The sequence below is a fragment of the Microbacterium sp. ZW T5_45 genome, from assembly GCF_044987415.1.
Classification (GTDB): domain Bacteria; phylum Actinomycetota; class Actinomycetes; order Actinomycetales; family Microbacteriaceae; genus Microbacterium.
The window spans coordinates 45,284-56,620 of sequence record NZ_JBJDRJ010000015.1 but is presented as its reverse complement, the minus strand read 5'-3'; the positions used below and the strand labels follow the sequence as shown (position 1 = coordinate 56,620).

10 protein-coding genes are annotated in these 11,337 nt (G+C 69.1%); 2 read left to right on the top strand and 8 right to left on the bottom strand.

Annotated features, from left to right (window positions below; all coding sequences use genetic code 11):
- Positions 1 to 8: 8 nt before the first annotated feature.
- Positions 9 to 1,349, bottom strand: coding sequence for an MFS transporter (locus ACI3KS_RS09995; RefSeq protein ID WP_404917774.1), 1,341 nt, complete (start codon positions 1,347 to 1,349; stop codon positions 9 to 11).
- Between the two features lie 70 nt (positions 1,350 to 1,419).
- On the opposite strand from ACI3KS_RS09995, the gene ACI3KS_RS09990 reads away from it, so the two are divergent.
- Positions 1,420 to 2,181: an alpha/beta fold hydrolase gene (locus ACI3KS_RS09990; RefSeq protein WP_404917772.1), complete on the top strand. Its 762-nt coding sequence runs from the start codon at positions 1,420 to 1,422 to the stop codon at positions 2,179 to 2,181.
- 107 nt (positions 2,182 to 2,288) lie between these two features.
- Here ACI3KS_RS09990 and mnhG read toward each other — a convergent pair whose 3' ends face one another.
- The 6 genes from mnhG to ACI3KS_RS09960 are packed head-to-tail and all read right to left on the bottom strand — an operon-like array spanning position 2,289 to position 8,610.
- A complete protein-coding gene (gene mnhG, locus ACI3KS_RS09985; RefSeq protein ID WP_404917770.1) occupies positions 2,289 to 2,678 on the bottom strand; it encodes a monovalent cation/H(+) antiporter subunit G in 390 nt (129 codons plus the stop codon).
- Positions 2,675 to 2,944 carry a monovalent cation/H+ antiporter complex subunit F gene (locus ACI3KS_RS09980; RefSeq protein ID WP_404917768.1) on the bottom strand — a complete coding sequence of 90 codons (270 nt, stop codon included), beginning with the start codon at positions 2,942 to 2,944 and terminating at the stop codon, positions 2,675 to 2,677. Before ACI3KS_RS09980 ends, mnhG begins: the two co-directional genes overlap by 4 nt.
- Positions 2,941 to 3,513: a Na+/H+ antiporter subunit E gene (locus tag ACI3KS_RS09975; protein ID WP_404917766.1), complete on the bottom strand. Its 573-nt coding sequence runs from the start codon at positions 3,511 to 3,513 to the stop codon at positions 2,941 to 2,943. Before ACI3KS_RS09975 ends, ACI3KS_RS09980 begins: the two co-directional genes overlap by 4 nt.
- Positions 3,510 to 5,063 (bottom strand): Na+/H+ antiporter subunit D, encoded by a 1,554-nt coding sequence (locus tag ACI3KS_RS09970; RefSeq protein WP_404917764.1) that lies wholly within the window; start codon positions 5,061 to 5,063, stop codon positions 3,510 to 3,512. The genes ACI3KS_RS09975 and ACI3KS_RS09970 overlap by 4 nt, the downstream gene beginning before the upstream one ends.
- Positions 5,060 to 5,644: a Na(+)/H(+) antiporter subunit C gene (locus ACI3KS_RS09965; protein ID WP_404917762.1), complete on the bottom strand. Its 585-nt coding sequence runs from the start codon at positions 5,642 to 5,644 to the stop codon at positions 5,060 to 5,062. The genes ACI3KS_RS09970 and ACI3KS_RS09965 overlap by 4 nt, the downstream gene beginning before the upstream one ends.
- A complete protein-coding gene (locus ACI3KS_RS09960) occupies positions 5,644 to 8,610 on the bottom strand; it encodes a Na+/H+ antiporter subunit A (protein WP_404917820.1) in 2,967 nt (988 codons plus the stop codon). Before ACI3KS_RS09960 ends, ACI3KS_RS09965 begins: the two co-directional genes overlap by 1 nt.
- 100 nt (positions 8,611 to 8,710) lie before the next feature.
- Between ACI3KS_RS09960 and ACI3KS_RS09955 the strand changes: the two genes are divergently transcribed.
- Entirely contained in the window at positions 8,711 to 10,201 is a 1,491-nt protein-coding gene (locus tag ACI3KS_RS09955) for a hypothetical protein (protein ID WP_404917760.1), read from the top strand.
- A gap of 46 nt (positions 10,202 to 10,247) precedes the next feature.
- Here the strand turns inward: ACI3KS_RS09955 and ACI3KS_RS09950 are convergent, their stop codons facing one another.
- Positions 10,248 to 11,312, bottom strand: coding sequence for a LacI family DNA-binding transcriptional regulator (locus ACI3KS_RS09950; RefSeq protein ID WP_404917758.1), 1,065 nt, complete (start codon positions 11,310 to 11,312; stop codon positions 10,248 to 10,250).
- Between the last annotated feature and the right edge of the window lie 25 nt (positions 11,313 to 11,337).

Sequence of the window (11,337 nt, the reverse complement as noted above, 5' to 3'; positions counted from 1 at the left end):
GCTGGCGCTCAGACCGCCTCTGCAACCGGCGCGGATGCCGCCGCACGGCGCGCGATCAGCCAGATCCCGAACGCCGCAGCGAGGAAGATGAGCGCCAGCATCCCCCAACCGGCGAAGCCGAAGGTGATCGCGGTCGCGTTGACGACGATCGGCGAGAACAGCGCGCCGAGGGAGAATCCCATGCCGAACACGCCCTGATACGCGCCGGCGCGCACCGGGTCGGCCAGCTCGAAGCTGAGCCCCCACGCTCCCGCCTGGGACAGGATCTCGGCGAAGGTGTGCGCGATCATCGCGATGATGAGCACGACGATCGCGACCCACGCGGGGAGTCCTGCCGCGAGGGCGTAGACGATGCAGGCAGCGGCCATCAGCCAGCCCGCGATCATGGTGACGCGTCCGGCGGTGCGCACATCGTGGGTGCCACGCGATGCCCGCACCTGGAACAGCACCACGAGGGTCGTGTTCGTGATCAGCAGCACCGACACGATGACGGCGGGAGCCTCGGTCTGCTCGGTGATCCACAGCGGCACGCCGAGCTCGGCCACTCCGAACTGCATGCCGAACACCGCCGAGAGCACGGTGAGCACGAGATAGCGGGGATCCCGCCACGGCGACCTCCGCCGCCAGTCGCGCTTCTCGGTCGCGACCGCGGCGGCGACGGCATCCGCGTCGATCGATCCGGTCGCGGTGAGCACCGGGGCGACGACCGGACGCGGCGGTGCGTCGACGGCCGCGGTCAGTCTGAGCAGCGGGAACGACCCGATCGTGCACAGGACGCCGGCGGCGACGATGACCGTGCGGTAGGCCTCGGCGGTTCCGAGGGCGAGGGCGATCGCGGCGACCGCGCCGCCGATCGCGATCGAGACGTTGGTGATGGTGCGCAGCACCGCACGCGCGTGCACGCGGCGGTCGGCTGCGAAACCGCGGGCGATGATCGCCGAGCGCGATGAGTGCGCGATCGAGTCGAAGAAGCCCGAGAGACTGGCGAGCACGAGCGCCGAGACGAAGTCCCCCGCGAAGGCGTAGGCCGCGAGCAGGAGTCCGCCGAGCGCCTCGAAGACGAACGACAGCCGGCGGGCGCTCCATCGGTCGGCGAGCCACCCGCCGAGCAGCGACGCCACGACGCCGAAGCCGCTCGACACCGCGAGCACGAGCGCGGCCTGGGCCGGGCTGAGTCCGATGATCTGGGTGAAGAACAGCACGGTGACCGTGAGGAACACGCCGCGTCCGATGCGCGAGACCGCCGTCGAGGTGACCAGCGCGCGGAGCACGGGATCACTCATCGAGGCGGCCAGGCGGGCCCGCAATCCAGGTCGCTGGCGGGCGGAGGAGGATGCTGCGGACTTCACACTCCATCCTCACACGGCCCTCAGACATCACCCGACCGGGGGCCGCTCCCGCATCGGATAGCGTGGACGGATGCCCGAACGTCTGCTCGCCCCGGAGGGCACTCCGGCATCCATCGTCGAGTTCGAGCACGGCGGCGCGACTCTGATCGCGGAGTCGTTCGGAGAGGGCGCGCATACCTTCGTGCTGCTGCACGGCATCGGCATGGGCCGCAGCGTGTACCTCGACGTCGTGCAGAGGCTGCGCGGACGGGTGATCGCGATCGACCTCCCCGGGTTCGGCGAGGCACCTGAGCCCGAGCGCACGCTGACCATGGAGCGGCACGCCGATCTGGTCGCCGCGTTCCTGAGGAGCAGCGGCGAGAGCGGTGTGATCGCGATCGGACATTCGATGGGCAGCCAGATCGCGGCCGAGCTCGCCGCACGGCATCCGTCGCTCGTCTCCGGTGTCGTCCTTGCCGGGCCGACCGTGAACAGCGCGAAGCGCAACCTCGGGGCGCAGGCGGCGTACCTGTTGCACGATCTGATCGGCGAGCGACCCGAGGTGCTGTGGCGCGGCGCGCGCGAGTACCTGCGCGGCGGTCCGCACCTGATCCGCAAGATGCGCGCGACGATCGTGCACGAGCCCGAGAAGGTCTACCCCCGGATCGACTGCCCGGTGCTCGTGCTGCGGGGCGCCAAGGATCCGCTCGCGCCGATGAGCTGGTGCCGCGAGATCATCGATGCGATCCCGGGTGCTGAGCTCGAGGTGATCCCCGACCACGGCCACGGCACGCTGATCAGCGACTCCGAGCCGGCTGCCCGGCTGATCCAGTCGTTCGCCGCGCGGACCTGAGCCGCACCCGGCCTTCCGCCCGTGCGAACGGGTGAGAGATCAAAAGTGCAGCCGAGACCGAGCTGCGAGATGTGGTTTTGATCCATCACCGCCCGGGGCCGGATGGACTATCCGGCCCCGGGCGGGGTCTGCTTCGAATCGGCGAGCTCGTCGACGACGAGACTGCGCTGATCGGTGGTGCCGTTGCGGTACGCCTGACGTCCGACCATGTGCGCAGAGAGCGGCGCCGTCGCGAACTGCATCAGCACGATCGGCGCGACGAGCGCGAAGCCCAGCAGGATGCCGCCGACGGAGCGCTGCGAGAGGGCGACGGCGATGCAGATGAGCACGAGTCCGAGCACCTGCGGCTTGGTGGCCGCGTGCAGCCGCGACGGCACGTCGCGGAACCGCAGCAGCCCGATCGCCGCGAACAGGCACAGCAGCGCTCCGCACAGGATGAGCACGAGCACCGCGATGTCGATCACGGCGTCGGAGATCACGAGTCCGAACACGTTCATGGCGTCGTGTTGTCCCTTCTCGCGACGAACCGGGCGACGGCGATCGACCCGAAGACTCCGATCGCCGCGATGATGAGCAGCACCGGAATGCTGCGCGTGTGCCCGTTGATCGCCATCTCGGCGCCGAGCACGCACATCACCTCGGTGAGCAGCACGTCCGATGCGACGGCGCGGTCGAGGATCGACGGTCCCCGGACGATGCGGATCACCGTGAGCAGCGCAGCGACGCCGAACACGACGAGGATCACGCCCATCAGGATGCTCATCGGGTCCTCCTCAGCCGCTCGGCCTCGCGAAGAGCACGGTACTGCGCCGGGTCGCCCAGTGCACGCACGATGCGCTCCTCCCAGCGCAGCACGCCCTCGCGCTGCTTCTCGACGTCGGCGAGCGTGCGCACGCCGATCACATGCAGATACAGGATGCGCCGATCGCGGTCGGCCTCCACCACGAGCGACCCGGGGATCAGCGACGACGCGACGGCGACGTGCGTCATCATCAGGTCGTCCGAGTAGCGCAGCGGGACCGCGATGATCGCCGTACCCGGCTGCCGCCGGAAATCGAGCACCTGCCGCGCGACGGCGAGCGCACCGAGCACCACCGCGAACAGGAACCGCACCGCGAGGATCGCCGCATACCAGAGGTTCACCCGTCCGGACAGCTCCACGGTCGGCAGCCGGAACACACGCGTGACGAAGATCGCCACGACCAGGCCGGTGACGAACGAGAGCAGCGTGAACTGCGCCCACAGCAGCATCCACAGCACGACCAGCCACGCGAGGAACGGCAGCTGCACTCTGACGTCGCGCCAGAAGTGGCGCCCGGCTTCCGCGCTCATCCGCCCACCTCGTCTTCCAGCTGCACGAGACTGACGGGCTCGAGAAGCGCCTCGCCGATACGGTCGCAGAGCGCGTAGAGCGGGCCGGCGAACACCGTCAGCGCCACCGTGACGGCGACCATTCCGGTGGTCGCGACGGTCATGATCGCGGGGATGCGACGACTCTCCTGCTGCTCGTCGGCCGCCGGGGCGTTGCCGAGGTGCGAGATGCGTCCTTCGGTCTCGGTGGAGTCCTCCTCCTCGCGCCAGAACGCGAGGTTCCACGCGCGCATCAGGGCGTAGAGCGTGAGCAGCGACGTGACGATCCCGCCGACGATCAGCACGATCATGAGCGGGGTGCCGACGGATGCCGCGGCCTCGAACAGCGCGAACTTGCCGATGAACCCCGAGAACGGCGGCAGACCGCCGAGGTTGATCGCGGGGATGAAGTACAGCACTGCGATGAGCGGGGCCACCTTCAGCAGGCCCTTCACCCTCAGGATCGAGGTGCTGCCGGCTCGACGCTCGACGAGGCCGACCGCGAGGAACAGGGTCGTCTGCACGATGATGTGGTGGACGATGTAGTACACCGTCGCGCCGATGGCGGCAGGGGTCGCGATCGCGAGACCGAAGATCATGTAGCCGACGTGGCTGACGAGCGTGAACGACAGGATGCGTTTGAGCTCGGCCTGCGCGACCGCGCCGAGCACACCGACGATCATGGTCGCGAGCGAGATGATCAGCAGCAGCGTGTCGATGCTGTTGTCGGCGAACAGCTGCGTCTCGGTGCGGATCAGGGCGTAGACGCCGACCTTGGTGAGGAGTCCGGCGAAGACCGCCGTGACCGGGGCGGGCGCGGTCGGATACGAGTCGGGCAGCCAGAAGGACACGGGGAAGATCGCGGCCTTGATGCCGAACGCGACGACGAGCATGAGGTGCAGCACGAGCTGCGTGTCCTGCGGCAGTTCGCCCATGCGCTCGGCGATCTGCGCCATGTTCACGGTGCCGAGTGCGCCGTAGATCATCGCGATCGAGGCGAGGAACAGGATCGACGACACGAGCGAGACGACGATGTAGACGGCTCCGGTGCGGATGCGCGACTCGGTGCTGCCGAGCGTGATGAGCACATACGACGCCACGAGCAGGATCTCGAAACCGACGTAGAGGTTGAACAGGTCGCCGGCGATGAAGGCGTTGAAGATGCCCGCCGCGAGGATCAGGTACGAGGGGTTGAAGATCGAGATCGGCGTCTCTTCGGCGCCGTCCGCCACGCCCTGACCGATCGAGAAGAGCAGGACCGCGAGCAGCACGATGCTCGACACCAGGACGAGGAGGGCTGCGAGCCGGTCGACGTAGAGCACGATGCCGAACGGGACAGGCCACCCACCCACCGAGACCGCGAGCGGGCTGCCGCCGTCGACGGCGACGAGCAGGACCGCCGCGATCACCGAGACCGCGACCAGGGTGACGACCGTGACGACCGCCTGCGCACGGGCGTTGCGGCCGACGATCAGTGCCAGCGCTGCGCCGAGCAGCGGCAGGGCGACGAGAAGGGGGACGAGCACGTTCACGGGCGGTCCTCCTCTCTCGGGTCGTGGGTCTGTTCCTGGGGATCGACGTCGGTCGATGACGGTTCCGGTTCGACCGGCGCGATCGGACGGTCCATCGGGGCGGCATCGTCGATCGACGCGTGATCGCGCATGTGCAGCACGGTGATCGGTGCCGTCTGCACGCCGACGAAGTCGGTGGTGGCGTCGTCGTCCTCGACGTCGTCCTCGTCGTCCATGACGTCCTCGTCGGCATCCGTCCGCTCGCGCAGCGCGATGTCGGTCTCGTCGTCCTCGACCGTGTCGGCCTGACCGAGCTGCCACGAGCGGTAGATGAGGGCGAGCAGGAACGCCGAGACCGCGAAGGTGATGACGATGGCGGTGAGGGTGAGAGCCTGCGGCAGCGGGTCGGACATCCCGTCTTCTGCGCCGTAGAACGGTGCGTTGCCGGGGACGCCCATGACGATCAGCAACAGGAGGTTCGTCGCGTTCCCCAGCAGGAGGAAGCCGATGAGCACGCGGGTGAGGCTGCGCTCGAGCATGGCGTAGACGCCGCAGGCGAAGAGCACGGCCATCACGATGATGAGGGTGAGCGAGACATCCATCAGACGTTCACCCCGCCTCGTGAGGTGGGTCCCTGAGCCTGTCGAAGGGCTGCGGCCTGGCGGTCGACCTCGGCGCCCAGGCTGCGCAGAACGTCGAGCACGAGGCCGATCACGACGAGGTAGACGCCGATGTCGAAGATGGTCGACGTGACGAACTCCATATGACCGAGACCGGGCAGCTCCCACTCCCAGAACGTGCTGGTGAGCGGGTCGGCGCCGAAGAACAGCGGCACGACGGCCGTGCCGACGGCGAGGATGAGCCCCGCGCCCAGCAGGCGACCGGCATCCGTCGGAGCGGCCGCGCCGAGTTCCCAGCGCCCGCCGGCGATGTAGCGCATCACCAGCGCCATGCCGGCGACCAGTCCGCCGGCGAAGCCCCCGCCTGGCAGGTTGTGCCCCGAGAACAGCAGGAAGATCGACACCACGATGATCGTGTGGAACAGCACCCGGACGATCACCTCGAGCAGGATCGACCGGTTCTCGGGCTTCATCTTCGGCCCGCCGACGAGCCAGGCCCGCGGGCTGCTCTCGTTCTCGGAGGTCTGGAAGCGGATACCGTCGGTGGTCTCCACGAGCGGCCGGCTGCGCGTGGCTCGGCGCATCGCCTTCGGCAGGGTCTTGGTCGCGGCGAGCAGGTCGGCGCGGTGCGTCACGAAGACGAGCGAGGCCACTCCGGTGGCGGCCAGCACGAGCACGGACAGCTCTCCCATCGTGTCCCAGCCACGCAGGTCGACCAGCGCGACGTTGACGACGTTCTTGCCGTGCCCGATCTCATAGGCGAGCTTCGGGAACGCCGCGGAGATCGGATCGGCGACGCGGGACTGCGTCGCGACGATCGCCACCAGCGCCATCGTGAGTCCGACGCCGATGCCGAGCAGGGCGCGCGGGATGCGGCCGACCGACTCGTTGTGCTCGCCCATTCGGGCTGGCAGCCGTCGCAGCACGAGCGCGAAGGTGACCATCGTGACGGTCTCGACGAGCACCTGGGTGAGCGCGAGGTCCGGGGCACCGCTCGTCGCGAAGAGTGCGACCATGCCGAGCCCGGTGACCGAGACGAGCACGACGCCCGTGTATCTCTTCTGCGCCCGCACCGCGAGCACTCCGGCGATCGCCATGAGCGGCGCGGCGACGATCTGCGCCGGCGTGTGCCAGGCCGACAGTTCGAAGCGGTCGATATCGGTGGCGAGCAGCGCGGTGATCTCGGCGGCGACGAAGACGATGAAGATCGTGCCGACATAGACCGGCAGCGATCCGCGCTGAGTGAGCGTCGTGCTGAGCACCGAGAGACGGTCGACGCCGCGCATCACGAAGTAGTACGCGTCGGCGGCGGAGAAGCGCAGGAGCCTCGCCTTGCGATCCCATTGAGTGCGGCGCGTGAGCAGGAAGAAGGCGATGCCCAGGACGATCGACAGGATCGAGATGCCGAGAGCGGGCTCGAATCCGTGCCACAGGGCGAGGTGGCCCGGACCTTCGACGGGCTCTCCTGCGTGGTCGAGACCGGGGGTCGCGGTGATCGCGTAGCCGTGCAGGGCGACGTCGATCGCCGGGGCGCCGATGCCGGCGGCGATCGTGACACCGGCGAGAACGATCGGAGCCGCGAGGAAGCCGACCGGCGGGTCGGGCCATGCCGTGTCCGGCATCCGCTCGCCCTGCTCGTCGCGCTTGCGGAAGAAGGCACCCCAGACGAAGCGGGTGCCGTATGCCGCGGTGAGCATAGACCCGAGCACGATGCCGATCAAGGCGATGAGTCCCCACAGCGATCCGCCCTGCGCGTCGTCGAGGAGCGCGGTGAGCGTCGACTCCTTCGCCACGAAGCCGATGGTCGGCGCGATGCCCGCCATCGATGCCACCGAGATGAAGGCCGTCGTCGCGAGGATCGGTGCCTGCCGCCCCACGCCCGAGAGCTCGGTGATGTCACGCGTCGACAGCTGGCGGTCGATGATGCCGACGATGAGGAACAGCGCCGACTTGAAGAGCGCATGACCGATCACGAGCGCGAGGCCGGCGAGCGCCGTCGCCTGCGTGCCATAGCCGGTCACCACCGCGAAGAAGCCGAGCTGGCTGACCGTGCCGAACGCGAGGATGCGTTTGAGGTCGGTCTCGCGCAGCGCCTGGAGGCCGCCCAGCAGCATCGTGAAGACGCCGAGGCTGATGACGATCAGCCGCCAGGGCTCGCTGAACGCGAAGACCGGCGCGAAGCGCGCGATCAGGTAGATGCCGGCCTTCACCATGGCGGCCGCGTGCAGGTACGCGCTCACCGGGGTCGGCGCGGCCATGGCACCGGGAAGCCAGAAGTGGAACGGGAACAGCGCGGACTTGCTGATCGCGCCGATCAGGAGCATGACGATCGCCGCGTCGATGATCGGCCCCGTGGGGGCGATCTCGAGCATGGCGCGGATGCTGGTGGTGCCGGTGTCGACGACGAGCAGGACCACGCCGATGAACATGACCAGGCCGCCGAGCGTCGTCACGAGCAGCGCCTGCAGAGCGGCACGTCGGCTGACCGCGCGCCGCCGATAGTGGCCGATCAGGAGGTACGAGAGGATGCTCGTCACCTCCCAGAACATCACGAGCATCACCAGGTCGTCGGTGAGGACCAGGCCGTACATCGCCCCGGCGAAGGCGAGCAGGACACCCGAGAACTGGCCGATGCCGGCCGAGTCATCGTGGAAGTACCAGCGGCAGTAGAACAGCACGAGGGCGCCGACGCCGGTGACGATGAGCGTGAGCACCCAGCCCAGCACGTCCATGTGCATCGAGAGGTTCAACCCCAGCTGCGGGATCCACTCGATCGACTTGAACGGCACCTCGCCCTCGCCGATCACCTGCGGCGTCTGCACCAGCGCGTGTACGAATGCCGCGGCGGGAATGAGTGCCGCGATGAGGAAGGCACGGGCGCGGAACCAGCGCACGAGGATCGGCATGAGAAGCGATCCGAGCAGGAACACAGCGAGGAGGATCAGAATGAGCGAGGCTCCCCTCGGGCTCGTCGGCCTTGCGGCTCTGGCGGGCGGTGTGAGACCAGTTTACCTGGGTGACACCTGGGAGGCGTGCGAGAGTTGTCGCATGCGCCGTGCACTGGCCCTCGAGATCGTGGGATGGACAGCCGCTCTCGCGGTCTCCGTGTCGGTCGCGGCGCAGGTGGCCTCGTCTGCCAGGTCCGGCCTCGTGTACCGCGACGGCGACTCCCTCGTGGTCGCGATGCTGGCCCGTTCCGTACTGTCGGGAGCTCCTCTCGACTGGGCGATGTCGAGTGTGCTCTTCCTGCCGGAGACGGCCGTGTTCGGCGCGCTCGACGCCGCCCTGCCCGCGGACCTGAACTCGCTGCTCGCGATCAACGCGGTCGTGAACCTCCTCGCCCTCTACGGCGCCCTGCGTCTGGCAGCCGGTCGGCGCCGGGATGGCTCGGCACCCGTCATGTGGTCGCTGATCGCGCTGGTGGCCTTCGGTGTCATCGGCATGACCGAGACCTCACCGTCGAGGGACGCCCTCGATCTCGCCTCCCTGCAGCTGACGACCACGTACTACTCCGCCACCGTCGTCGCAGTCGTGCTCGTGATCGGCCTGCTGCGACGCTCGTTCGATGGTGCCGGGCGCGTGACGCTCGTCTTCGCCGCATGCGTCTCCGCGCTGGCGACGCTGTCGAACCCGCTGTTCCCGGTCTGGGCGGTGGTACCGATGAGCGCCTTCCTCGCGTTCCGGATGCTGCGCGAGCGACGAGCGGCCCCTACGCTCGCGATGCTCTTCGCACTCATCGGCGGCACAGTCGTCGGGCTGATCGGTCGCATTCCGTTCTCGGCATGGATCGCGAACACGGGCGTCGGCTACGCGCAGCCGGAGCTGTGGAGGGAGTCGATCGGATACTACGGCGAGCTTCTGCTCGACCGGGTCTCGACGCCCCTCGGCGCGCTGGGGTCTGTGATCGTGATCGGTCTCATCGCGTGGGCCGTCGTTCGAACGCTGCGAGCGACCAGCCCCGGGGAGCGCCTGCTCGCTGCAGCAGGTTGGCTTCTCCCGCTGCTCGTCGTGATCGGTGCCATCGCGCTCGGCACCCACGCCGCGCGCTACCTGCAACCGGTGGTGTTCGCACCGCTCCTCGCCCTGGTGGCCGCCCCGCGAGCACAGCGACCGTCACGTCCCCTCACCCGAGCGACGGCGGCGGCCGGGGTGCTGCTCCTCTTGGTCGGCGGCTTCAGCATTCCTCGTCTCTCCGCATCGGCCCAGGCGCCCGACGATGATCTCTCCTGCGTGACGGACTGGGTCGAGACCTCCGGCCGGACCGGCGCGGGACAGTTCTGGACCGTGCGGCTGCCGAAGGCACATCTCGACAACCCCGCGCAGCTCGTGCAGGTCGACCACCGGCTCGACGGGTACGCCTGGCTCGTGAACCGCACCGATCTCGACGTCGGCGAGGTGTCATTCCTCGTCGAGGACGCGCAGAGCACTCCCTGGGAGCTGCCGGTCGGCGCTGATCCGGATGCGGTCGTCGACTGCGGGCGGTACCGGATCCTCGATTTCGCGAGCAGCCCATTGCCGATCGGACCAGCGCACAGCTGACCCCGGCCCGCACCACACCTCGGGAGACGCGGCCGACATCGTCGGCTCAGCGCGACGGAGCGGCCGTGGTCGTCCCGGGGCGGAATCGACAGGTGAGCTGGAGGGTCTCGCCGGGCTCGCCACGCAGCATCCGTGCGACCTGCTCTCCCGCGGCACGCCCCTTCTCGACTGCGGGCTGCACGCTCGTGGTCAGCACCGGTCCGCCGAGTCCATCGACCGCGATGCCGTCGAATCCGGCGACGGAGAGATCCTCGGGCACCCGCAGCCCCAGCTCCTCGGCCGCCTTGATGACTCCCACCGCCAGGAGGTCGCTCTGCGCGAGCACGGCGGTCGGACGGGTCTCGGCGTCGGCGAGCAGCATCCTCCCGACGATGAGTCCCTCGTCGATCAGGCTGCCGGATGCCGAGATCGCGGGCGCATCGGGGAACACCGAGCGCATGCCCGCGAGACGGTCGAGCGTGACGTCGACGGTCGCCCGTTCGATGCGCTCGGGGGTCACCGGCAGCCGTTCACGCTGGGCGTCGAGCGACAGGGTCACGAGGGCGACATCGGTGTGCCCGAGGCCGCGGACGTAGCGCGCGACATCCGCCGCGGCGGCGGCGTTGTCGAGCCGCACCTGTGGCACGCCCTCACCCGCATCGCCCTCGATCACGACAACGGGCAGACCTCGCCCGCGTACGACATCGAGCGAGGAGCGCATGCGCCCGGAGCATCCGATCAGCACGAACGCGTCGACCGGGGCGTTGGCCAGAGCCGTGCCCTCGCTCTGCCCCGGCTCGTCGCGCAGCAGCAGGATGCCGGTGCTCGACTCGCCGAGGCCGTCGGTGAGACCGTCCATCATGGCGGTGGTCACCGGATCGAGGAAGGCGGCGCGCAGATGCCCCTCGAGGACCACCGCGACGATGCCGCTGCGACCGCGACGCAGCGAGGCCGCGCGGGGATCGGGACCGGCGTAGCCGAGGGATTCCGCGGCGGCGAGCACCCGAGCGCGCGTCGCCTCTGAGACCTTCGCCTTGCCGCTGAAGACGACGGATGCCGTCGACGTGGCAACTCCCGCCGCTCTCGCGACGTCTGCGATGGTCGCGCGACGATGGCTCTCCCGGGTGCTCATACTCCGAGGATAGCTCCCCGGGCTT

Excerpts from the sequence above, each read along its gene's own strand:
- ACI3KS_RS09990 (WP_404917772.1), top strand. The coding sequence starts at position 1,420 with ATGCCCGAACGTCTGCTCGCCCCGGAGGGCACTCCGGCATCCATCGTC.
- mnhG (WP_404917770.1), bottom strand. The coding sequence starts at position 2,678 with ATGAACGTGTTCGGACTCGTGATCTCCGACGCCGTGATCGACATCGCG.
- ACI3KS_RS09980 (WP_404917768.1), bottom strand. The coding sequence starts at position 2,944 with ATGAGCATCCTGATGGGCGTGATCCTCGTCGTGTTCGGCGTCGCTGCG.
- ACI3KS_RS09975 (WP_404917766.1), bottom strand. The coding sequence starts at position 3,513 with ATGAGCGCGGAAGCCGGGCGCCACTTCTGGCGCGACGTCAGAGTGCAG.
- ACI3KS_RS09965 (WP_404917762.1), bottom strand. The coding sequence starts at position 5,644 with ATGGATGTCTCGCTCACCCTCATCATCGTGATGGCCGTGCTCTTCGCC.
- ACI3KS_RS09955 (WP_404917760.1), top strand. The coding sequence starts at position 8,711 with ATGCGCCGTGCACTGGCCCTCGAGATCGTGGGATGGACAGCCGCTCTC.
- ACI3KS_RS09950 (WP_404917758.1), bottom strand. The coding sequence starts at position 11,312 with ATGAGCACCCGGGAGAGCCATCGTCGCGCGACCATCGCAGACGTCGCG.